This window comes from Citrobacter sp. RHB36-C18 (genome assembly GCF_013814485.1).
Classification (GTDB): Bacteria; Pseudomonadota; Gammaproteobacteria; order Enterobacterales; family Enterobacteriaceae; genus Citrobacter; species Citrobacter braakii.
Genome location: NZ_CP057125.1, coordinates 535,455 through 556,661 on the forward strand (window position 1 = coordinate 535,455; position 21,207 = coordinate 556,661).

22 protein-coding genes and 1 pseudogene are annotated in these 21,207 nt (G+C 52.7%); 10 read left to right on the forward strand and 13 right to left on the reverse strand.

The features are described 5' to 3' along the window. The first annotated feature begins 147 nt into the window (after positions 1–147). The 5 genes from pnp (at position 148) to mtr (ending at position 6,783) form a co-directional block, all read left to right on the forward strand. Complete coding sequence (gene pnp, locus HVZ52_RS02615; protein WP_008785911.1) at positions 148–2,280, forward strand: polyribonucleotide nucleotidyltransferase; 2,133 nt, start codon at positions 148–150, stop codon at positions 2,278–2,280. Positions 2,281–2,389: 109 nt separating this feature from the next. After that, positions 2,390–3,274, forward strand: coding sequence for a lipoprotein NlpI (gene nlpI / locus HVZ52_RS02620; RefSeq protein WP_003024982.1), 885 nt, complete (start codon positions 2,390–2,392; stop codon positions 3,272–3,274). Positions 3,275–3,380: 106 nt separating this feature from the next. Beyond that, positions 3,381–3,461, forward strand: coding sequence for a protein YrbN (gene yrbN / locus HVZ52_RS02625; RefSeq protein WP_010723222.1), 81 nt, complete (start codon positions 3,381–3,383; stop codon positions 3,459–3,461). After that, positions 3,454–5,385 carry a DEAD/DEAH family ATP-dependent RNA helicase gene (locus HVZ52_RS02630; protein WP_016157565.1) on the forward strand — a complete coding sequence of 644 codons (1,932 nt, stop codon included), beginning with the start codon at positions 3,454–3,456 and terminating at the stop codon, positions 5,383–5,385. The genes yrbN and HVZ52_RS02630 overlap by 8 nt, the downstream gene beginning before the upstream one ends. A gap of 153 nt (positions 5,386–5,538) precedes the next feature. Continuing rightward, positions 5,539–6,783, forward strand: a complete 1,245-nt coding sequence (gene mtr / locus HVZ52_RS02635; RefSeq protein ID WP_016154664.1) for a tryptophan permease — start codon at positions 5,539–5,541, stop codon at positions 6,781–6,783. 89 nt (positions 6,784–6,872) lie between these two features. On the opposite strand, the gene HVZ52_RS02640 is transcribed toward mtr, so the two are convergent. The 3 genes from HVZ52_RS02640 to HVZ52_RS02650 all read right to left on the reverse strand — a co-directional run bounded on the left by HVZ52_RS02640 (position 6,873) and on the right by HVZ52_RS02650 (position 9,843). Beyond that, the gene (locus HVZ52_RS02640) at positions 6,873–7,880 is read right to left on the reverse strand and encodes a luciferase-like monooxygenase (RefSeq protein WP_181598824.1); all 1,008 of its coding nucleotides are present in this window, start codon (positions 7,878–7,880) and stop codon (positions 6,873–6,875) included. 80 nt (positions 7,881–7,960) lie between these two features. Next, the gene (locus HVZ52_RS02645) at positions 7,961–8,839 is read right to left on the reverse strand and encodes a U32 family peptidase (RefSeq protein ID WP_181598825.1); all 879 of its coding nucleotides are present in this window, start codon (positions 8,837–8,839) and stop codon (positions 7,961–7,963) included. A gap of 8 nt (positions 8,840–8,847) precedes the next feature. Next, complete coding sequence (locus HVZ52_RS02650; RefSeq protein WP_016154661.1) at positions 8,848–9,843, reverse strand: peptidase U32 family protein; 996 nt, start codon at positions 9,841–9,843, stop codon at positions 8,848–8,850. Positions 9,844–10,062: 219 nt separating this feature from the next. Between HVZ52_RS02650 and HVZ52_RS02655 the strand changes: the two genes are divergently transcribed. Further along, the gene (locus tag HVZ52_RS02655) at positions 10,063–10,587 is read left to right on the forward strand and encodes an SCP2 domain-containing protein (RefSeq protein ID WP_016154660.1); all 525 of its coding nucleotides are present in this window, start codon (positions 10,063–10,065) and stop codon (positions 10,585–10,587) included. Further along, a complete protein-coding gene (locus tag HVZ52_RS02660; protein WP_016154659.1) occupies positions 10,581–11,084 on the forward strand; it encodes an N-acetyltransferase in 504 nt (167 codons plus the stop codon). The genes HVZ52_RS02655 and HVZ52_RS02660 overlap by 7 nt, the downstream gene beginning before the upstream one ends. On the opposite strand, the pseudogene HVZ52_RS02665 reads toward HVZ52_RS02660, so the two are convergent. Continuing rightward, positions 11,071–11,380 (reverse strand): annotated as a pseudogene (locus HVZ52_RS02665) (GIY-YIG nuclease family protein). The gene HVZ52_RS02660 and the pseudogene HVZ52_RS02665 sit on opposite strands and share 14 nt — an antisense overlap. A gap of 43 nt (positions 11,381–11,423) precedes the next feature. On the opposite strand from HVZ52_RS02665, the gene HVZ52_RS02670 reads away from it, so the two are divergent. Then, complete coding sequence (locus HVZ52_RS02670; RefSeq protein WP_181598826.1) at positions 11,424–11,852, forward strand: YhbP family protein; 429 nt, start codon at positions 11,424–11,426, stop codon at positions 11,850–11,852. 37 nt (positions 11,853–11,889) lie between these two features. Continuing rightward, complete coding sequence (locus tag HVZ52_RS02675; RefSeq protein ID WP_016154656.1) at positions 11,890–12,525, forward strand: NAD(P)H-binding protein; 636 nt, start codon at positions 11,890–11,892, stop codon at positions 12,523–12,525. Positions 12,526–12,574: 49 nt separating this feature from the next. On the opposite strand, the gene dolP is transcribed toward HVZ52_RS02675, so the two are convergent. Genes dolP through HVZ52_RS02695 form a run of 4 tightly spaced genes read right to left on the reverse strand, consistent with a single transcriptional unit; the run spans position 12,575 to position 16,189 of the window. Further along, complete coding sequence (dolP, locus tag HVZ52_RS02680) at positions 12,575–13,150, reverse strand: division/outer membrane stress-associated lipid-binding lipoprotein (protein ID WP_181598827.1); 576 nt, start codon at positions 13,148–13,150, stop codon at positions 12,575–12,577. A gap of 9 nt (positions 13,151–13,159) precedes the next feature. Further along, positions 13,160–13,750 (reverse strand): DnaA initiator-associating protein DiaA, encoded by a 591-nt coding sequence (gene diaA, locus HVZ52_RS02685; RefSeq protein WP_003024948.1) that lies wholly within the window; start codon positions 13,748–13,750, stop codon positions 13,160–13,162. A 34-nt stretch (positions 13,751–13,784) separates the two neighbouring features. Then, on the reverse strand, positions 13,785–14,180 hold the full coding sequence (locus HVZ52_RS02690) for a YraN family protein (RefSeq protein ID WP_016157561.1): 396 nt from the start codon (positions 14,178–14,180) through the stop codon (positions 13,785–13,787). After that, positions 14,138–16,189, reverse strand: a complete 2,052-nt coding sequence (locus tag HVZ52_RS02695) for a penicillin-binding protein activator (RefSeq protein ID WP_181598828.1) — start codon at positions 16,187–16,189, stop codon at positions 14,138–14,140. Before HVZ52_RS02695 ends, HVZ52_RS02690 begins: the two co-directional genes overlap by 43 nt. A 63-nt stretch (positions 16,190–16,252) precedes the next feature. Here HVZ52_RS02695 and rsmI point away from each other — a divergent pair, with 63 nt between their 5' ends. Beyond that, positions 16,253–17,116, forward strand: coding sequence for a 16S rRNA (cytidine(1402)-2'-O)-methyltransferase (rsmI, locus tag HVZ52_RS02700; protein WP_016154652.1), 864 nt, complete (start codon positions 16,253–16,255; stop codon positions 17,114–17,116). Between the two features lie 137 nt (positions 17,117–17,253). Here the strand turns inward: rsmI and HVZ52_RS02705 are convergent, their stop codons facing one another. The 5 genes from HVZ52_RS02705 to kbaY form a co-directional block, all read right to left on the reverse strand. Next, the gene (locus HVZ52_RS02705; protein ID WP_016157559.1) at positions 17,254–17,973 is read right to left on the reverse strand and encodes a galactosamine-6-phosphate isomerase; all 720 of its coding nucleotides are present in this window, start codon (positions 17,971–17,973) and stop codon (positions 17,254–17,256) included. Positions 17,974–18,026: 53 nt separating this feature from the next. Beyond that, positions 18,027–18,818: a PTS galactosamine transporter subunit IID gene (gene agaD / locus HVZ52_RS02710; protein ID WP_047499692.1), complete on the reverse strand. Its 792-nt coding sequence runs from the start codon at positions 18,816–18,818 to the stop codon at positions 18,027–18,029. Beyond that, on the reverse strand, positions 18,808–19,608 hold the full coding sequence (gene agaC, locus HVZ52_RS02715) for a PTS galactosamine transporter subunit IIC (protein ID WP_181598829.1): 801 nt from the start codon (positions 19,606–19,608) through the stop codon (positions 18,808–18,810). The genes agaD and agaC overlap by 11 nt, the downstream gene beginning before the upstream one ends. A 54-nt stretch (positions 19,609–19,662) precedes the next feature. Then, positions 19,663–20,139, reverse strand: a complete 477-nt coding sequence (gene agaB / locus HVZ52_RS02720; RefSeq protein ID WP_047413959.1) for a PTS galactosamine transporter subunit IIB — start codon at positions 20,137–20,139, stop codon at positions 19,663–19,665. A gap of 185 nt (positions 20,140–20,324) precedes the next feature. Beyond that, positions 20,325–21,200 carry a tagatose-bisphosphate aldolase subunit KbaY gene (gene kbaY, locus HVZ52_RS02725; protein ID WP_016157555.1) on the reverse strand — a complete coding sequence of 292 codons (876 nt, stop codon included), beginning with the start codon at positions 21,198–21,200 and terminating at the stop codon, positions 20,325–20,327. Positions 21,201–21,207 lie beyond the last annotated feature (7 nt).

Below are 21,207 nucleotides of genomic sequence, written 5' to 3' on the forward strand. Positions count from 1 at the left end.
TTCCGTTGCAGAGGTTCGCGCGGCTAATGAGAGGCTTTACTCATGCTTATGGGTTAGGGTTGTCATTAGTCGCGAGGATGCGCAGAAGATCGGGTATTAACGATGGCGCAAAAATGTGCCGTCAAAAAATAGAGAAAGGATATTAATTTGCTTAATCCGATCGTTCGTAAATTCCAGTACGGTCAGCATACCGTTACGCTGGAAACCGGCATGATGGCGCGTCAGGCGACTGCCGCTGTTATGGTTAGCATGGATGACACTGCGGTATTCGTTACCGTTGTTGGCCAGAAAAAAGCGAAACCAGGCCAGGACTTTTTCCCACTGACCGTTAACTATCAGGAGCGTACCTACGCTGCTGGCCGTATCCCGGGTAGCTTCTTCCGTCGTGAAGGCCGTCCGAGTGAAGGCGAAACTCTGATCGCGCGTCTGATTGACCGCCCGGTTCGCCCGCTGTTCCCGGAAGGCTTCGTTAACGAAGTTCAGGTTATCGCGACCGTTGTTTCCGTTAACCCGCAGGTTAACCCGGATATCGTGGCAATGATTGGTGCATCTGCTGCGCTGACTCTGTCTGGCATCCCATTCAACGGCCCGATCGGTGCTGCACGTGTTGGTTACATCAATGACCAGTACGTACTGAACCCGACTCAGGACGAACTGAAAGAAAGCAAGCTGGACCTGGTTGTTGCTGGCACTGAAGCTGCCGTACTGATGGTTGAATCCGAAGCTGAACTGCTGAGCGAAGACCAGATGCTGGGCGCTGTAGTATTCGGCCACGAACAGCAGCAGGTTGTTATTCAGGCTATCAACGAGCTGGCGAAAGAAGCTGGCAAACCGCGTTGGGACTGGCAGCCAGAAGCCGTCAACGAAGCGCTGAACGCACGCGTTGCAGCACTGGCAGAAGCTCGTCTGAGCGATGCTTACCGTATCACCGACAAACAAGAGCGTTACGCTCAGGTTGACGTGATCAAATCTGAAACCATCGCAACTCTGGTGGCTGAAGACGAAACCCTGGACGCTAACGAACTGGGTGAAATCCTGCACGCTATCGAGAAAAATGTTGTTCGCAGCCGCGTACTGGCAGGCGAGCCGCGCATCGATGGTCGTGAAAAAGACATGATCCGTGGTCTGGACGTGCGTACTGGCGTTCTGCCGCGTACCCACGGTTCCGCACTGTTCACCCGTGGTGAAACTCAGGCGCTGGTTACTGCGACCCTGGGCACCACTCGTGATGCGCAGAACCTTGACGAGCTGATGGGCGAGCGTACTGACAACTTCCTGTTCCACTACAACTTCCCTCCGTACTGCGTAGGTGAAACCGGTATGGTCGGTTCTCCGAAGCGTCGTGAGATTGGTCACGGTCGTCTGGCGAAGCGTGGCGTACTGGCAGTGATGCCGGAACTGGATAAATTCCCGTACACCGTACGTGTGGTTTCTGAAATCACCGAATCTAACGGTTCTTCTTCCATGGCTTCCGTATGTGGTGCTTCTCTGGCGCTGATGGACGCAGGCGTGCCGATCAAAGCTGCCGTTGCGGGTATCGCGATGGGTCTGGTGAAAGAAGGCGACAACTTTGTTGTTCTGTCTGACATCCTGGGCGACGAAGACCACCTGGGCGATATGGACTTCAAAGTGGCGGGTTCCCGCGACGGTATCTCTGCACTGCAGATGGATATCAAAATTGAAGGTATCACCAAAGAGATCATGCAGGTTGCTCTGAACCAGGCTAAAGGTGCGCGTCTGCACATCCTGGGTGTGATGGAACAAGCGATCAACGCACCGCGTGGTGACATTTCTCAGTTCGCCCCGCGTATCCACACCATCAAGATCAGCCCGGACAAGATCAAAGACGTTATCGGTAAAGGCGGTTCTGTTATCCGTGCTCTGACCGAAGAAACCGGCACCACCATTGAAATTGAAGATGATGGTACTGTGAAGATTGCTGCGACCGACGGCGAGAAAGCGAAATATGCTATCCGTCGTATCGAAGAGATCACCGCAGAGATCGAAGTAGGCCGTATCTACAATGGTAAAGTGACCCGTATCGTTGACTTTGGCGCATTCGTTGCCATTGGTGGCGGTAAAGAAGGTCTGGTACACATCTCTCAGATCGCTGACAAACGCGTTGAGAAAGTGACCGATTACCTGCAGATGGGCCAGGAAGTACCGGTCAAAGTTCTGGAAGTTGATCGCCAGGGCCGTGTACGTCTGAGCATTAAAGAAGCAACTGAGCAGTCTCAGCCTGCAGGCGAACCGGAAGCTCCGGCAAGCCAAGGCGAGTAAGGTTGCCATTGCCCTCCGTGAAAGCGGAGGGCTTTTAACCCGGCAGGACGCCTTGTTAGCAACCGGGGAACCTGGACGTTCATTCAATCGTTGTCTTCGGGAGTGGGAAATGAAGCCTTTTTTGCGCTGGTGTTTCGTTGCGACAGCACTCACGCTGGCTGGATGCAGTAATTCCGCCTGGCGTAAGAGTGAAGTCCTCGCAGTACCATTGCAACCGACTTTGCAGCAGGAAGTGATTCTGGCACGTATGGAACAAATTCTTGCCAGTCGGGCTTTAACCGATGACGAACGCGCACAGCTTTTATATGAGCGCGGAGTGTTGTATGATAGTCTCGGTCTGAGGGCACTGGCGCGAAATGATTTTTCACAAGCGCTGGCAATCCGACCAGATATGCCTGAAGTATTCAATTACTTAGGTATATATTTAACGCAGGCAGGCAATTTTGATGCTGCCTATGAAGCGTTTGATTCTGTACTTGAGCTTGATCCAACTTACAACTACGCGCACTTAAATCGCGGTATCGCATTGTATTACGGCGGTCGCGACAAGTTAGCGCAAGATGATCTGCTAGCGTTTTATCAAGACGATCCCAATGATCCTTTCCGTAGTCTGTGGCTTTATCTCGCCGAGCAGAAGCTCGATGAGAAGCAGGCTAAAGAAGCGTTAAAGCAACGCTTTGAGAAATCGGATAAAGAGCAATGGGGATGGAACATTGTCGAGTTCTACCTGGGCAACATTAGCGAAGCAACGCTGATGGAACGCCTAAAGGCGGACGCAACGGATAACACCTCGCTCGCTGAGCATCTCAGTGAAACCAACTTCTATTTAGGTAAGTACTACCTAAGTCTGGGGGATTTGGACAACGCTACGGCATTGTTCAAACTGGCGGTGGCTAACAACGTTCATAACTTTGTTGAGCACCGATACGCATTGTTGGAATTATCGCTCCTGGGCCAGGACCAAGATGACCTGGCAGAATCGGACCAGCAATAGCTGACGTACACATCAGCCCGTAATCTTTTTTGATTGCCATCACCTTCACGGGTGAGGGCGTTGTTGTTCGTTAATACACCTACTTTGAGCCGGTTCACACTTTTCAATGAAAATTGCAGATCAATTTCATGATGAGTTATGTAGACTGGCCGCCATTAATTTTGAGGCACACGTACTACATGGCTGAATTCGAAACCACTTTTGCAGATCTGGGCCTGAAGGCTCCTATCCTTGAAGCCCTTACCGATCTGGGTTACGAAAAACCATCTCCAATCCAGGCAGAGTGCATTCCGCATCTGCTGGGCGGCCGCGATGTTCTGGGTATGGCCCAGACGGGTAGCGGCAAAACTGCAGCGTTCTCTTTACCGCTGCTCAACAATCTTGATCCTGAGCTGAAGGCACCTCAGATTCTGGTGCTGGCACCGACCCGCGAACTGGCGGTTCAGGTTGCAGAAGCCATGACGGATTTTTCTAAACACATGCGCGGCGTGAACGTGGTTGCCCTGTACGGCGGCCAGCGTTATGACGTGCAATTACGTGCCCTGCGTCAGGGACCACAGATCGTTGTCGGTACGCCGGGCCGTCTGCTGGATCACCTGAAGCGCGGTACTCTGGACCTCTCCAAACTGAGCGGTCTGGTACTGGACGAAGCTGATGAAATGCTGCGTATGGGCTTCATCGAAGACGTTGAAACCATCATGGCGCAGATCCCGGAAGGTCATCAGACCGCTCTGTTCTCCGCGACTATGCCGGAAGCGATTCGTCGTATTACCCGCCGCTTTATGAAAGAGCCGCAGGAAGTACGCATTCAGTCCAGCGTAACTACCCGTCCTGACATCAGCCAGAGCTACTGGACCGTCTGGGGCATGCGTAAAAATGAAGCGCTGGTGCGTTTCCTGGAAGCAGAAGACTTTGATGCGGCGATTATCTTCGTTCGTACCAAAAATGCGACCCTGGAAGTGGCAGAAGCGCTGGAGCGTAGCGGTTATAGTAGCGCTGCACTGAACGGCGACATGAACCAGTCCCTGCGTGAGCAGACTCTGGAGCGTCTGAAAGATGGCCGTCTGGATATTCTGATTGCTACCGACGTTGCGGCCCGTGGCCTGGACGTTGAGCGTATCAGCCTGGTTGTTAACTACGACATCCCGATGGATTCCGAATCTTACGTTCACCGTATCGGCCGTACCGGTCGTGCGGGCCGTGCGGGTCGTGCGCTGCTGTTCGTTGAGAACCGTGAGCGTCGTCTGCTGCGTAACATCGAACGCACCATGAAGCTGACTATTCCGGAAGTAGAACTGCCGAACGCAGACCTGCTGGGCAAACGCCGTCTGGAAAAATTCGCCGCTAAAGTACAGCAGCAGCTGGAAAGCAGCGATCTGGATCAGTACCGTGCTCTGCTGGCGAAAATGCAGCCGGAAGAAGAACTGGATATCGAAACGCTGGCAGCCGCACTGCTGAAAATGGCTCAGGGCGAACGCCCGCTGATCCTGCCGCCAGATGCGCCGATGCGTCCGAAACGCGAATTCCGCGACCGTGACGATCGTGGTCCGCGTGACCGCAACGATCGTGGCCCGCGTGGTGACCGTAATGACCGTGGTGGTGAAGACCGTCCGCGTCGTGAACGTCGTGACGTTGGCGATATGCAGCTGTACCGCATTGAAGTGGGCCGTGATGACGGTGTTGAAGTCCGTCATATCGTTGGTGCGATTGCTAACGAAGGCGATATCAGCAGCCGTTACATCGGTAACATCAAGCTGTTTGCTTCCCACTCAACCATCGAGCTGCCGAAAGGTATGCCGGGCGACGTGCTGCAGCACTTTACCCGTACTCGCATCCTGAACAAGCCGATGAACATGCAGCTGGTTGGCGATGCAGTTCCGCACACCGGTGGTGAGCGTCGTGGCGGTGGCCGTTTCAGCGGTGAGCGTCGTGAAGGCGGTCGTGGCGAAGGTCGTGGTTTCAGCGGTGAGCGTCGTGAAGGCGGTCGTAGCGAAGGTCGTCGTTTCAGCGGCGAACGTCGTGAAGGCAACCGCGGTCCGCGTCGTGACGATTCTTCTGCTCCGCGTCGTGATGATTCCGCTGGTCGTCGTCGTTTCGGTGGTGATGCGTAATCCATGCGAAATTACGGTTTAATACCGTAAAGTAAAATATACAGCCCCGATCTCAACAATCGGGGCTTTTTTTATTTCATTTGTACTCGTGTACTGGTACAGTGCAGCACATTGAAATGTAGTCACAATATAAATGACTGGAGAGATGGCTAAATGGCAACACTAACCACCACCCAAACGTCACCTTCGCTGCTTGGCGGCGTGGTGATCATCGGCGGCACCATTATTGGCGCAGGGATGTTTTCTCTGCCAGTGGTCATGTCCGGGGCGTGGTTCTTCTGGTCAATGGCGGCGCTGATCTTCACCTGGTTTTGCATGCTGCATTCCGGGCTGATGATCCTGGAAGCTAACCTCAATTACCGCATTGGTTCCAGCTTTGACACCATCACGAAAGATCTGCTGGGCAAAGGCTGGAACGTTGTGAACGGCATCTCGATTGCTTTCGTTCTCTATATCCTTACCTATGCGTATATCTCGGCGAGTGGTTCGATCCTGCATCACACCTTCTCGGAGATGTCGCTGAACGTTCCGGCGCGCGCGGCGGGTCTTGGTTTTGCGCTGCTGGTGGCGTTCGTGGTGTGGTTAAGCACCAAAGCGGTTAGCCGCATGACGGCGATTGTGCTGGGCGCGAAGGTGATTACTTTTTTCCTGACCTTCGGCAGTCTGCTGGGGCATGTTACGCCCACGACGCTGTTTAACGTGGCGCAGAGCAACGCTTCGTATACGCCGTACCTGCTGATGACGTTACCGTTCTGCCTGGCCTCATTCGGCTATCACGGCAACGTCCCGAGCCTGATGAAGTATTACGGCAAAGATCCGAAGACCATCGTTAAGTGCCTGGTGTACGGCACGCTGCTGGCGCTGGTGCTGTATACCGTATGGTTGCTGGGGACGATGGGTAACATCCCGCGTCCGGAATTTATCGGTATTGCGCAGCAGGGCGGTAACATTGATGTGCTGGTACAGGCGCTGAGCGGCGTGCTGAACAGCCGCAGTCTGGATCTGCTGCTGGTGGTGTTCTCCAACTTTGCGGTGGCGAGTTCATTCCTCGGGGTCACGCTCGGTCTGTTTGACTATTTGGCGGATCTGTTTGGCTTTGATGACTCGGCAATGGGACGTTTTAAAACGGCATTGCTGACGTTTGTCCCGCCGATTGTCGGTGGCCTGCTGTGGCCGAACGGTTTCCTGTACGCCATTGGCTATGCAGGGCTTGCCGCGACCATCTGGGCCGCCATTGTTCCGGCGCTGCTGGCCCGTAAATCCCGCGAGCGTTTTGGCAGCCCGAAATTCCGTGTCTGGGGCGGCAAGCCGATGATTGCGCTGATCCTGGTATTCGGTATCGGCAACGCGGTTATCCATATTCTGTCGAGCGTGAATTTGTTGCCTGTGTACCAGTAACCTTTTAGTGCCGGATGGCGGTTGCGCCTAATCCGGCCTATACGATCTCGTAGGCCCGGTAAGCCAAATGCCACCGGGCAAAACAACGATTACCCCACCAACTCTTCTTTCACCTGCATCGCCAGGTCAAACGAATGTAGACGTGCTTGATGATCAAAAATCTGGCCGTTAACCATAATTTCATCGGCCTGGGTTTCACGCAAAATGGCGTCGAGACCGTGTCGCACTTTCGCCTTATCACCAACCAGCGACATGCTCAGAGCCTGTTGTACGCCGTACTGCTCGGAAGCGGACCACAGCTGATGCATATTCTCTACCGGTGGCGGTAGCTGGCCGGTTTCGCCACGACGCAGTTTCACAAACGCCTGCTGCATTGAGGTGAAAAGAAATTCGGCATCGCGGTTGCTGTCGGCGGCAATGATGTTGATGCACACCATCGCATGCGGCTTTGCCAGCCGCGCTGAGGGCTTGAACTGGGTGCGATACAGATGCAGCGCCTGATGCAACATATCCGGAGCAAAGTGCGAGGCGAAGGCAAATGGCAGGCCGAGCTGGGCTGCAAGCTGTGCGCTGTACAGGCTGGAGCCTAATAACCAGACCGGGATCTGCTCGCCGTAGCCGGGAACCGGGCGTACATGAGGATTTGGATCGCGGGCGTCGAACCAGTCCACCAGTTCAGCTACGTCGCGCGGGAAGTTATCGATATCACCACTCATATGGCGGCGCAGCGCGCGCATGGTCGGCTGGTCGCTACCCGGTGCGCGGCCAAGCCCGAGATCGATGCGCCCCGGATACAGCGTATTCAGGGTACCGAACTGCTCGGCGATCACCAGCGGCGAATGGTTGGGCAGCATAACGCCGCCAGAACCAAGATGCAGCGTGGTGGTATTGGCAGCCAGATAGCCAATCAGCACAGAGGTCGCCGCGCTGGCGATGCCGGTCATGTTGTGATGTTCTGCCAGCCAGTAGCGGTGGTAGCCGCGCTTTTCGGCCAGTCGAGCGAGATCAAGCGAGTGTGTGAAGGCCTCTTTTGCCGAAGATCCTTCAGGGATCGGCGCCAGATCCAGCACCGAGAACGGAATAGTTTTGTCAGTCATAACGGCTCACTTTGTTACCGGTTAATCTTTTAATACTGCATTAAAGATTAGCGAATGTTGTTAACAAAGTGAGCTATTAATCACGGCTGTAGTTCAAGACCTGCCAGCCGTTTCCAGTAGCCGTTGCAGTCGCTGTGGGCAGCAAGCGGCAATGGGGCAGTGCCATTTTCATTGGCGCGGAAGGCATCAAGCATGGCGAACGTGTCGTTGCCTGAAGGGGACAGACGCACAATATCAACCAGGCCTTGCATCGACGTCAGCTCGTTGCCGAGGTTGTAAACATAGCCGCTCATAGTCTGGATGCCGTTGAGGACAAAGACCTGCTGATTCTCCTGCGACAGCACATCGCGCCCATTCGGGTATTTGATGCAGCAGGTTTCACACTCGTCTTTTGGACGGTCTTCAGAGCGTGCGGTAAAGCAGCGGGCAGAGTACGCCAGCGGCAGATGCCCGTAGCTCAGTACCTCTACTTCAAACTGATTGCGAATACCCAGCTCTTCACACTGGTTGAGCAGATTGACCAGCCAGTCACGGGACAGTTCTACCGGCATACACCAGCGCACCATGCCCTGCCTGAGCAGCAAACGCAGGGTTACCGCGTTGTAGCAGTTGAGTGCATGCCCGGCGACAAACGGCAGCTTACGCTCGGCGCACATGTTTACCACACCGAGATCGCTGGCTTCCAGCAGGAAGTCGCCGCTTTCGACATAGCGCTTCAGCTCTCCCAGCTCAGAGGAGGCCTGCACCAGCGCCAGCGTTGACAGCACCACCTGTTTACCGCTGCCAGCGAGAGATTTCGCCATATCGATCCAGTCGCCTACTTTGGTAGCGCGGCGTTTACTGCACACCGCTTCGCCAAGATAGATAACGTCGGCCTGGCTGGTGGCGGCCTGCTGATAAAAATCTTCCAGCGTTTCTTTCGGCCAGTACCACAGCACCGGCCCTAAGGAATATTTCATTGCTTCTCTCACTGCCATTTACGGTGATACGCGCCAAGCGTGGTCTGCGTGCCTTCGGACATTGAACCGAGCGTTTCCATCCACGCGGCCTGTGGGGCGTAGTTTTGCGGGTCGGCCATACAGCGGTCGATCGCCTGGCGCCACACTTTCGCCACCTGGCTGACGTAGGCCGGGCTACGCTGACGCCCTTCGATTTTCACCGAGGCAATATTGGCCGCCAGCAGTTCTGGCAGCAGCTCCAGCGTATTCAGGCTGGTGGGTTCTTCCAGCGCATGATAGCGCTCGCCATCAACCAGATAGCGGCCTTTACACAGCGTCGGATAACCGGCGTTTTCTCCGTCCTGATAACGGTCGATCAGCACTTCATTAAGACGGGATTCCAGCCCTTGTTGGGTCTGCTGCCAGCGAACAAAACGGGCAGGAGAGCAGGCGCCAACCGTATTAGGAGACTCGCCCGTCAGATAGGATGAAAGATAGCAGCGGCCTTCCGCCATAATGCACAGACTGCCAAAGGCGAACACTTCCAGGGGAACTGGCGTGACGCGAGCGAGTTGCTTCACCTGGTGAATAGACAGTACGCGCGGCAGCACCACGCGGGCGACATCAAAGTTGCGATGATAGAAATTAATCGCCTCTTCATTGGTTGCGGATGCCTGAACAGAGACATGACGCTCAATATGCGGGTAGCGCTCTGCGGCATACTCAAGCATGGCGAGGTCGGCGAGGATCAGCGCATCCGCACCCAGTTGCGCCGCCATATCTACGGCACGTTGCCAGCGCGCGTAACCATCCGGATGCGCAAAGGTGTTAATCGCGATGTGCAGCTTACGGCGGTGCTGATGGACAAAACTCACCGCTTCCTGCAATTTTTTCTCGGTAAAATTAAGGCCGGCGAAATGACGGGCGTTGGTATCATCTTTCAGCCCGATGTAGACCGCATCAGCGCCGTTCTCGATGGCCGCCTTAAGCGCCGGGAGGTTTCCGGCAGGGCAGAGCAGCTCCATAATTTATCCTGAACGTTGCGCCGTAAAGGGCGCAGAAATGTTAACGAAGAGGGATTTTAGTTAACCTTGCTGAGACAATTTTTGATTTGAGGCAGTTAAAGTCGTATTGGTGATACCAATAAGAGGTAACAATTTCGTAGCGAATTGTTGATTTATGCCGCTATGTCGTTTATTTGATATGGCAAAATAGCAGGATAATTGAAACAGGGAGTAAAGCTCGTGTTGGATAAACTGCGTTCACGCTTAGTACATTTTGGTCCTTCTCTGATGAGTGTACCGGTTAAACTGACGCCCTTTGCGCTGAAGCGCCAGGTTCTGGAGCAGGTCCTGAGCTGGCAGTTTAGTCAGGCGCTGGCCGATGGGGAGCTGGAGTTTCTCGACGGTCGCTGGCTGAGCATTCATGTGCGTGACATTGGCCTTAAATGGTATACCTCTGTTGAGAACGATAAACTTATCGTCAGCCAGAATGCAGAGGCGGATGTGAGTTTTAGCGCGGATGCCAGCGATCTCCTGATGATCGCGGCGCGTAAGCAGGATCCGGATACGCTGTTCTTCCAGCGTCGCCTGGTGATTGAAGGTGATACAGAATTAGGGCTGTATGTTAAAAATCTGATGGACGCCATCGAACTGGATCAGATGCCTAAAGCGTTGCGCGTCATGCTGATGCAGTTGGCGGATTTTGTTGAGGCGGGAATGAAAACGTCGCCAGAAACCAAACAGACTTCGGTAGGTGAGCCATGCTGATTCGAGTTGAAATTCCCATTGATGCCCCAGGTATTGATGCATTGCTGCGTCGTTCATTTGAGAGCGATGCGGAAGCGAAATTAGTGCACGACCTGCGTGAAGACGGTTTCATAACGCTGGGTCTGGTTGCTACCGATGACGAAGGTCAGGTAGTGGGTTACGTCGCGTTCAGCCCTGTCGATGTCCAGGGCGAAGACCTGCAATGGGTCGGCATGGCGCCGCTCGCGGTGGATGAAAACTACCGTGGACAGGGCCTGGCGCGTCAGCTGGTCTATGAAGGACTCGATTCCCTGAACGAGTTTGGTTACGCCGCGGTGGTTACGCTGGGCGATCCGGCGCTGTACAGCCGCTTTGGTTTTGAGCTGGCTGCCCATCATGACCTGCGTTGCCGCTGGCCGGGTACCGAAAGCGCGTTCCAGGTTCATCGCCTGGCGGAAGATGCGCTGGAGGGTGTGACGGGCCTTGTGGAATACCACGACTACTTCAATCGTTTTTAAGCGCCGGGGGTTTGCAGGCTGCTCAGTAGTGCCTCAAGCCCTTCGCCTTCAACAAGGCGCTCTTTCTGCCGCTTTGTAAGCTGTTTGACGCGATATTCTAAGCGCAGGGCCAGCGAACGGTCGCCGACCTGAGCCGCAAATGCCAACGTGAGTTCCCCCTTTCCGCGCAGCGCCTTCGCGCCTTTCCCACTTTGATGCTGCTTATAGCGGCGCTGCACATCGGTGGTTATTCCGGTGTATAAGGCGTTGTCCGCAGTACGGATCAGGTACAGATACCAGGGTGTCATTGTCACCATCGACGTTATAATTTTCAGGCCTACAGTATAAAAGAGAACAGAAATGGAAACACTGACTGCGGTGACCCGCTGGCTGGCAAAGCAGCACGTCGTGACCTGGTGTGTACATCATGACGGTGAATTATGGTGCGCCAATGCGTTTTACCTGTTTGATGCGCAGAAGATGGTGTTCTATGTGCTGACCGAAGAGAAAACGCGCCATGCGCAGATGTCCGGGCCGCGCGCGCCGATTGCCGGCACGGTAAATGGTCAGCCCAAAACGGTCGCCCTGATTCGTGGCGTACAGTTTAAAGGGGAAATCCGGCGTCTTGAAGGGCAGGAGAGTGAAGCTGCGCGTAAAGCCTACAACCGCCGTTTCCCGGTCGCCAGAATGCTGCCTGCGCCCGTGTGGGAGATTCGACTGGATGAAGTCAAATTCACGGACAACACGCTGGGCTTTGGCAAAAAAATGCACTGGCAACGTGATCTATAGTTAATAGAGTGATTAAAGAGTCAGGGGAAGATTAGCGATGAGTCAGGTATTAATAACAGGCGCAACGGGGCTAGTAGGCGGAAATTTGCTGCGTATGCTGCTCAATGAACCCCGGGTCAATGCCATCACGGCGCCGACGCGTCGACCGCTGGCTGATACGGCTGGCGTCTATAATCCCTATGATCCGCAGCTAACCGATGCGCTGGCGCAGGTCACCGATCCGGTAGATATTGTCTTTTGTTGTCTGGGAACCACCCGGCGTGAAGCGGGTAGCAAAGAAGCGTTTATCCATGCTGACTATACGCTGGTGGTGGACACGGCCCTGACGGGGCGTCGGTTGGGCGCTCAGCATATGCTGGTGGTCAGTTCGATGGGGGCCAATGCCAATTCACCGTTTTTTTATAACCGGGTGAAAGGGGAAATGGAGCAGGCGCTGATCGCGCAAAATTGGCCGCGGCTGACGATTGTTCGGCCTTCAATGTTACTCGGAGAACGGGATAAACAGCGGGCGAATGAGAGGTTTTTAGCGCCGTTATTTCGGCTGCTGCCGGGGAACTGGAAGTCGATTGAGGCGCGTGATGTAGCCCGGGCTATGCTGGCGGAGGCACTGGCGCCTGGACATGAAGGCGTTTCGATCCTGACCTCTTCCGAACTGCGCGAAAGAGCCAAATAAAATGCCGGAGAGGACGCTCTGGCGTCCCCATCCGGCATTTGTAGCAGTCTTACTTAATAAACGTAAAAGCCGTCGTGACGCGTTTCACGCCGCTTACACGGCTGGCGATGTCTGCCGCAGCCTTCGCTTCACGTTCAGTCACCAGACCCAACAGGAACACTTCCCCGTTTTCGGTGGTGACTTTCACGTTAGAGGATTTCACCTGATCGCTGGTCAGCAACTGGGAACGTACTTTAGTGGTTATCCAGGTATCGTTAGACGCATCGCCCAGGCCGATTGGCTGACCCTGACGGATCTCGTTAAAGACCTCAGTGGTACCATCTACGCCCATCGCAATCTGTTTTGCTCGCGCAGACAGTTCGCTATTTGGCGACTGACCGACCAGCAGCACTTTACCCTGATACGCGCTCACGTTGATACGCGCCTCTTTCTTGATCTGGGCATCTTTCGACAACGCGGTATTGACGCGTAATTCCAGGGTTCCGTCATCTACCTGGGTGCCTACACTGCGAGGATCCGTCGCGGCTTTGGTGCCGACAGCAGCAGTTCCGACAACGGCGGCAGCGACACAGCCTTGCAGTAGCAGGGCAGCGATAATCACAGCAAGCGGCGAAAATGCCTTCATGTGTACTCCTTAATCATCCTGGTGAGGGAAAAGCGTGTTATCGATGAGATCGCAAAGGCAGTTGACCGTCAGCATATGCATTTCCTGAACGCGGGCGCTGTGGTGTGAAGGGATACGGATTTCAACATCCTGCGGCCCCAATAACCCGGCCAGCTCCCCTCCGTCATACCCGGTCAGTGCGACAATTGTCATGTCGCGTGTCACGGCGGCTTCAACGGCTTTTACGATATCGCGGCTATTACCACGCGTAGAGATTGCCAGCAGAACATCACCTGCATGTCCCAGCGCACGGACTTGTTTTGCATAAACTTCATCGTGCAGGCGATCGTTGGCAATCGCAGTTAAGACCACATTATCAGTATTTAGTGCAATCGCAGGTAAACTTGGGCGCTCTGTTTCAAAACGATTGATCATGCTGGCAGCAAAATGCTGTGCGTTGGCAGCGGACGTCCCATTACCACAACAGAGAATTTTGTTGCCATTGAGCAGGGACTGAACCAGCGTCATGGCTGCACGGGAGATCGCATCCGGAAGTGCTTCAGCCGCAGCTATCTGAGTTTGAATGCTTTCTGTAAAGCAGACTTTAATTCTATCTAACACGCTAATCCTTAAGAACCAGGCTCTGAATCTTCAACTATGAGCGGTCGTTGAACGCGTCCTTAAACCACTCAACATCATTTCCGGTGAAGGCTAACACATCGAACCGGCAATCCACAGTATCAAAACTTCCATTGTGGCGTGCAAGCCACAAGCGGGCGGTCTGTAATAATTTGTGTTGTTTGCTCCGGGTCACACTCGCCGCTGCACCGCCAAACTGGGCTGAGCGCCGATAGCGAACCTCAACAAATACGGTGGTGTTGCCTTCACGCATTATCAGGTCGATTTCGCCGCCACGCTCACGCACGTTGGCGGCGATAAAATGCAGTCCCTTGCTCTGCAGCCAGTCACGCGCGGTGGATTCCCACGCGTCACCGGTCTGTTTACTCGTTAACTGGCGGGGACGACTTGTCCTTGCTGGTATTTGAGCCATGATAACTTCCTGTTAATCACACAATCCTGCGTTGCGGTTAAGGCTCCGGTGTTGCCGTTAATTTCGAAACCCTGCACCTGACGCATTTGCGAGAAGTGGTTGGCAAGCGACCAGGCATCGACGCCCATCGCGTACATACGTGCCAGCGAGTAGTCGTTACGAACCGCGCCCAGCGCCTGCTGCATGAGAGGGGCGTTAGCGCCTGCCAGCATCGGAATTTCGCTGTACTGTAAGCCTTCCATCTCCAGACGGAAATCCGGGCCGGCAGTTCCCTGCGCGCTACGGGAGCTGGCGTACAGCGTGGCACCGCTCTGGCTACCGTTGCGCATGGCGATCATCGGCTTTATAAATGCAATTTCTTCCGGCGTTGCCAGAATATATACGGCATCAACACGACCGCTGCCGCCGGTGATTTGCGCATCGGTAGGTGCTGCCGGGATGGTCAGACCGCCAATCGTCACGCCAGGCTGCGCGGGTACAGAAGAGGCCACCGGGCTACCCGTCAGGGAAATCCCCGAGCCGCCGTTGACGCCCATTTTCAGCTCAGCGGTGGAGCCGAACTTCTGCTGCAGCACCACGCCGCCACCCAGTTTTTGCCACTCCTGTGCAAAGGCGTTGGCAACGCGATCGCCTAACGAACTCCGCGGGATCAACAACAGCGGCGTCTGTTTTCCTTGATCGCGAATGTGGCGTGCTGCGTCGCGCGCTTCATCTTCTGGCGACAGAGCGAAGTAGCAGACGTTCGGCAGGTTTTTCACCGACTCCGGCTGATTAAGCGCCAGGACGTTTAATGGCGTGTTGCTTTTCATCAGCTCTTCAACATTGTTCTTCAACAGTGGGCCAACCACGATGCTGGCGCCATCCTGCTGAACCTGAGTCAGGATCTGATTCAGCGGTTGTGATGACGTGTCGTAGATTTTCAGCTCCGCGGACGGATTCGCTGGTGTGCTGGCGGTTGTTGGCTGCGTAGGCGCTGTTGGTTGTGGAGCTGTAGCTTCTGGCTGTGCTGGCGTCTCGTTGGTCAGATCGCTTACTGACGCCTGAGCCGGGCTGGCAACACCGTCAGTCGTTTGCGGCTGTTCCGTGGTCGTCGCAGCCGCTGTATCCGCAGCAGGCGCGGCAACAGCAGGGTCCGCTACGGGTTGAGTACCCATATTTTTCGCGGCTTCAAAGCCTTGCTGAATAGTACGGCCAAATACAGCGGCCTGACCGTTCAGCGGCAACAGCAGAGCAATTTTGCTGGTGGAAGCGGGTTTAAAGCTCTGCACGTTAACCAACTGCGTTGGCAACAGTTTTGCACCCGGGTTTTGTGGATAACGTTTCTGCCAGTCAGCAATACCGGCTTTCATCATGTCTGGATCGTTACGGTTATCGAACCAGACGCGCTGGAGATCTAACCAGCCTTGCAGCACGTTTTCATCCGCATTGATGACCAGCGTCTGCGCTTGCTCCTGGGTCATGGATGACAGCGCCTGCCAGGTGGCATCCATGTTTTTCTGCTTAGCGTTCGCGGCCAGCAGCGGTTCCTGGGCGATCAGGGCGCGCAGTAGCGTCAGCGATGGACGACCCTGGTTGACGTCGATTTGCGCCTGCCAGTATCTCGCCTGCTGGTTTTGATCAAAATCGGCGGGGGTTAGCTTATCCAGCAGGGCCTGTGCGCCAGCGACATCTTTCTGCGCGAGCTTAATTTCGACAGCCAGCAGTGACTGCTCACGACGCTGGGTATCGCTTAGCTTCTGTGGTAGCTGGTTGAACAGCTCGATAGCCTGCTGGCTCTTGCCTTCTTTCAGCAGTGCACGAATGGCGAGTAATTGCCAGTTGGTCTTGCTATCATCTGAGCTTTGCTGCATTTGTTGCAGATAAAAGCCGGAATCAGCCTGCGCAGTGCCCTGCATATGGGCTGCACTCTGGTCTGGCGCCTGGGTGCCACAGCCTGCGAAAATCAGTGCAGCCAGAATGACTGGTAGTGCGCGTGCGGCTTTCAAACGAGAAAATGTTGAGGGTACCATACTGTATCCAGTGATATTTTTTTACTCAATGCTCAATATTAAATCGGCAATACGGACGACACAATGAAACAACACGAATCGGCGGATAATTCTCAAGGCCAACTCTTTATTGTACCTACTCCTATAGGAAATTTGGCTGATATTACCCAACGAGCGCTCGAAGTTTTACAAGCCGTTGATTTGATTGCCGCTGAAGACACTCGTCATACAGGACTCTTGTTACAACACTTCGCGATTAACGCGCGTTTGTTCGCTTTACATGATCACAACGAGCAGCAAAAGGCCGAAACGCTGGTGGCGAAGCTTAAAGAAGGGCAAAACATTGCGCTGGTTTCTGATGCCGGAACGCCGCTGATTAACGATCCTGGCTACCATCTGGTACGGACCTGTCGCGAAGCAGGGATCCGCGTTGTTCCCCTGCCAGGCCCTTGCGCGGCGATTGCTGCCCTGAGCGCTGCAGGTCTGCCTTCAGACCGCTTTTGCTATGAAGGTTTTCTGCCTGCCAAATCGAAAGGGCGTCGTGATGCGATGAAAGCCATTGAGGCTGAACCGCGTACGCTTATTTTTTATGAATCCACCCACCGTTTGCTGGATAGCCTGGAAGACATGGTTGCCGTCTGGGGCGAATCCCGCTACGTGGTGTTGGCGCGTGAGTTGACCAAAACCTGGGAAACCATTCACGGCGCGCCGGTCGGCGAACTGCTGGCGTGGGTCAAGGAAGATGAAAACCGTCGAAAAGGCGAAATGGTGCTGATTGTCGAAGGACACAAAGCGCAAGAAGACGACCTTCCGGCCGATGCGCTGCGTACGCTGGCCTTATTGCAGGCAGAGCTGCCGCTGAAAAAGGCCGCCGCACTGGCCGCTGAGATCCACGGCGTGAAGAAGAATGCGCTGTATAAGTACGCGCTGGAACAGCAGGGGGAGTAAGAAGGCCTGGATTAATCACCGGCTTGTCGGAAGAAATGTCGGAAGAAATGTCGGAAGAAATCGCTGAAAGCGTTGCAGTTAAAAGGCAAACTGCAACGCGTTGCTGCGTCAGGGGGATGTGGCGGTTGCTGTAAATTTTATTTATCAGGATATTGTGAGCCGTCAATCAGGCAACTGACATTGCGGTGCAACCATAAAAATGAAGCAGGAATAGTAGTAGTAACGGAGGCGGCTAGGTATTTTTCTACCGCATCGTGCTTCCCTTCACCTGCTATCAGCAACAAAATCTCTTTTGCATTCAGGATGTCTTTCAATCCCAGCGTAATGCCGTGAGTCACACGACTACCAGCTGTTTTTAACATGTCATGATGGCGCGTTTTCTCCTCAAGTACGCTGATATGGCAAAACGGCTCCAGGAGCTCTGTGGGTTCATTCAATCCCAAATGGCCATTTTTGCCTATTCCGAGCAGACATAAATCGAGGCCGCCTCGGCTGGCAATTATCTCTGTGATGCGCTCGCATTCCTGCTCGTTAACATTTTCAGATTGAAAACCAACCAACTGTTCAGCTCGTAAACCCAGCGGTTGAGCGATGTGTTGTTGCAGGAAAGATTCACACGTTGCAGGAGAGTTCAACGGAATACCGACCCACTCATCCAATTTCACGAAAACCACTCGATTAAAATCGATATTACGTTGGTTAATTTTCTCGACAAAGTAGCGATATGTGAGAAGGGGGGTGCCTCCTGTTGCCAGACAGATGGTTGCATCAGGTTTATTCTGTATCAGCGTAATTAACTGTTCGCTGGCGCGATCGCTCAATACGTCATAATTGTCGCAATACTGAATATATTGCATTTTTCGAGTCCTTTTGAAGTAGGGTGTTGCAGGCTGCTTCACCCTTATTTCGTTTAAAGTATGCCGAGTGCTGAAGAGATAATTGACAGTACAAACGTCACGCCGATTAACAGTACTGGATGTGCTTTTTTCACCCGCAACAGGTAGTACATCAGTAACGTGTAGCCCATCGGTAAAATATTCGGGAATACTTTATCGAAAAAATCCTGCTGTAATGCCACGCTGTGGGTACTGTCGATTGCAAAAGAAGTTACAACGTTAATGTGCACATAGGATGCGATAAGCCCGCCAATAACTGTGATCCCGAGGATCGTTGCTGAGCGGGCGATCATCTGCGAATTTTCTCGTACTTTGTCGATAGCTTTAACACCTACCGAGTAACCGACATGCGTCCAGCCGACGCGCAGGAAAAAGATCATCAAATAAACGGCGAAAAACAAAATTGGTCCCAGTATGTTTCCCTGGCTGGCGAAAGATGAACAGATCCCCGCCATAATAGGCAGTAAGGTGAACCAGAAAATGGCATCGCCGATCCCGGCGATAGGTCCAAATAGCGCCACTTTCAAGCCTTTAATTGTGTCGCGGTTTTCCCCCTTTTCTTCCATTGAGATCAATAATCCCATTAGAAAACCGACCAGATTAGGGTGGGTATTGATAAATTCTAAATGATCTTTCATCGCCGCGCTTAGACCGGCTTTATCATCCTTATAAATTTTTTTTAGTACCGGGAGCATAGCCCAGGTAAAACCACCTGCCTGCATCCTTTCATAGTTAAAGCTGGCCTGAAGAAATGACGAGCGAAAGCCAAGGCGAGTAATGTCTTTTTTACTGATTTCAGATCCCATTGCTATAGTCCTCTTCTTCATTGTTTTTATTAGTGGCAAGTTGAGCCTGCTGTTTGGCTTTCGCATTGAAAAATTCATATACGGCGAAGACTGCGCCCAATACGGCGACGGGCAGTAGGTTGTTAACCTGGATGTAGCAGACGAAGAGGAAGCCAGCAATCAGGTAAGGTATGTACTGTGCTTTAAACATCACGCGGAGCAACAAACCAAAACCAACAGCAGGCAAAATGCCCCCCGCCACTTCAAATCCATGTGTTAACCAGGCGGGCATGGCTTTTACCAGTGACTGCATAGCGCCCTGTGCCAGATACGTACACAGGAAGGCGATGATGGCGTATGAAGAAGCAACAATCAGTGTTGTCAGCCAGTTCAGACGCGTAAATGCGCTTGTGTTTGCTTCTCTCGCACAGTTATCGGCTTTTGCCATAAACAGAGAGAATGCTGAGTAAAAGAACAATATTACGTATTGCATTAGAAGGCTGAAGGGCAAACCAAGACCGATGGCGGTTTTGGCATCAACGCCGGTTGACCAGGCGATAACGGTAGTCATCAGACCGGCCATTATCGGGTTAGGTGGCTGAACGCCGCCCGCTGGCGTCAGGCCAGCAAATGCCAACTCGGTCAAACCACCTGTTATTAGGCCAATATGAATATCACCCAGAATAGCGCCGGTTAAAGTACATACAATAATCGGTCTGAATAAAAACAAGGCTTCCAGCCAAAAGTCGATTCCAAGAAAGAAAACTAATGTAGCTAGGGATATACCCTGAATAAGGGTTATTTCATGCATATATATCACCTCAAGAAAATAAATCCTTTTATTATGAAAAAGTTGTTTAGCCTTTTAATCAGGAATCTGTTCTTTTTGATCTCCAGGGACATCCTGAATAAAAATATTAACACCCTGTTTTTTTATAAAATGCAGGTCATCAAGATCTTGTTCATTAACGTAAACTTTGCTGCTTATCTGTTTTTTGCCTTCAGAGAAATGCATGTTACCCACATTGACATCGTTCAGTTGAATACCTCCTTCGAGCAATCTTCTTACTGTTTGTGGCGTCCGGCAAATAAGAAATATTTTCTGATGTGGTGCGGCCTTACCGATAACGTTTATGGTTTTATCTATGGAAAAAAAGCGGATGCCAAAACCATAAGTTTCAGCAGTGATGCTCATTAATTTCTGCTGAATCTCATCTTGAGCAACGTCATCATCAATAACGACCAACAAGTTAGCACCAATTGTGGATGTCCATGTGACGCCAACCTGTCCATGTACTAATCGGTTATCAATGCGGGTTAACAGAATTTTTGGACCACTCATATTTTAATCCTCACCATAAAAAGATTGAATTACATTGATTATTGAAATATATTATTATTGCAGTATCAAGTTTATGAATTTATTCAGCATAATTTAAATGCTATATATCTCTATTATTCGAATAATGAGTGCTAACTGACATTATGCAGATAGCACTCAAGAATAAAAAAGAAATATAACGATGGTCACGATAATTCGCGGACAGCCATCAATTTGTTTGCTGAGCCGCATACATTAATTTTGCTACGCACCACTTCTTTCATCGCATCCATACCGACCCGCATATAATAACGGGGATCATTACCTTGTGGATTTTCCGCAAACCACGCTTTGACTGCATCGGCAAAAGCAATCTTCAGCTCGGTAGCAACGTTAACTTTGCACACACCAAGTTCGATCGTGCGGCGGACGTATTCGTCAGGGACATCGCTTGCGCCATGTAGTACCAGTGGAACGTCGACTACTTCACGAATTTCACCCAGCCGTTGGAAATCGATTTTAGGCGTTTTGGTGTAGAGGCCGTGAGCCGTACCAATGGCGACTGCAAGGCTGTCTACGCCGGTACGCTCAACAAACTGTTTGGCTTCTTGTGGATCGGTGAGGAAGGCGCTTTCGGCATCCACGCTCATGTCATCTTCAACACCGCCGAGGCGACCTAACTCTGCTTCGACGCTGCAATCTTTGGCATGGCAAAAATCTACGACGGATTTCACCAGCTTCACGTTTTCTTCAAACGGGAAATGGCTGCCGTCGATCATTGCGCTGCGTACTCCTGCATTTACTTTGCGGCGAATATCGTCCAGAGACTCATGATGATCGAGATGTAACGCCAGCGGCATGTCGTAGCTGGTGGAATAAGCGCTGCACAGTGCATAGATCTCTTCCAGTGCAATATGCTTAAAGGTACCTGGGGTTCCGGCGAGGATCACGGGCGATCGCATTTCATTGCATACTTCAAGGATCGCCTGGATCGTCTCGGCGTTGTGAATGTTGAAGGCGGGTACGGCGTAGCCTTTTTTTTGTGCATCCAGCAGGAGGTATTTTGTGGAAATAATGCTCATATAACGA

Coding starts and splice junctions, on each gene's coding strand:
- nlpI (WP_003024982.1), top strand. CDS start 2,390: ATGAAGCCTTTTTTGCGCTGGTGTTTCGTTGCGACAGCACTCACGCTG.
- yrbN (WP_010723222.1), top strand. CDS start 3,381: ATGAAAATTGCAGATCAATTTCATGATGAGTTATGTAGACTGGCCGCC.
- HVZ52_RS02630 (WP_016157565.1), top strand. CDS start 3,454: ATGGCTGAATTCGAAACCACTTTTGCAGATCTGGGCCTGAAGGCTCCT.
- mtr (WP_016154664.1), top strand. CDS start 5,539: ATGGCAACACTAACCACCACCCAAACGTCACCTTCGCTGCTTGGCGGC.
- HVZ52_RS02640 (WP_181598824.1), bottom strand. CDS start 7,880: ATGACTGACAAAACTATTCCGTTCTCGGTGCTGGATCTGGCGCCGATC.
- HVZ52_RS02645 (WP_181598825.1), bottom strand. CDS start 8,839: ATGAAATATTCCTTAGGGCCGGTGCTGTGGTACTGGCCGAAAGAAACG.
- HVZ52_RS02650 (WP_016154661.1), bottom strand. CDS start 9,843: ATGGAGCTGCTCTGCCCTGCCGGAAACCTCCCGGCGCTTAAGGCGGCC.
- HVZ52_RS02660 (WP_016154659.1), top strand. CDS start 10,581: ATGCTGATTCGAGTTGAAATTCCCATTGATGCCCCAGGTATTGATGCA.
- HVZ52_RS02670 (WP_181598826.1), top strand. CDS start 11,424: ATGGAAACACTGACTGCGGTGACCCGCTGGCTGGCAAAGCAGCACGTC.
- HVZ52_RS02675 (WP_016154656.1), top strand. CDS start 11,890: ATGAGTCAGGTATTAATAACAGGCGCAACGGGGCTAGTAGGCGGAAAT.
- dolP (WP_181598827.1), bottom strand. CDS start 13,150: ATGAAGGCATTTTCGCCGCTTGCTGTGATTATCGCTGCCCTGCTACTG.
- HVZ52_RS02690 (WP_016157561.1), bottom strand. CDS start 14,180: ATGGCTCAAATACCAGCAAGGACAAGTCGTCCCCGCCAGTTAACGAGT.
- HVZ52_RS02695 (WP_181598828.1), bottom strand. CDS start 16,189: ATGGTACCCTCAACATTTTCTCGTTTGAAAGCCGCACGCGCACTACCA.
- rsmI (WP_016154652.1), top strand. CDS start 16,253: ATGAAACAACACGAATCGGCGGATAATTCTCAAGGCCAACTCTTTATT.
- HVZ52_RS02705 (WP_016157559.1), bottom strand. CDS start 17,973: ATGCAATATATTCAGTATTGCGACAATTATGACGTATTGAGCGATCGC.
- agaD (WP_047499692.1), bottom strand. CDS start 18,818: ATGGGATCTGAAATCAGTAAAAAAGACATTACTCGCCTTGGCTTTCGC.
- agaC (WP_181598829.1), bottom strand. CDS start 19,608: ATGCATGAAATAACCCTTATTCAGGGTATATCCCTAGCTACATTAGTT.
- agaB (WP_047413959.1), bottom strand. CDS start 20,139: ATGAGTGGTCCAAAAATTCTGTTAACCCGCATTGATAACCGATTAGTA.
- kbaY (WP_016157555.1), bottom strand. CDS start 21,200: ATGAGCATTATTTCCACAAAATACCTCCTGCTGGATGCACAAAAAAAA.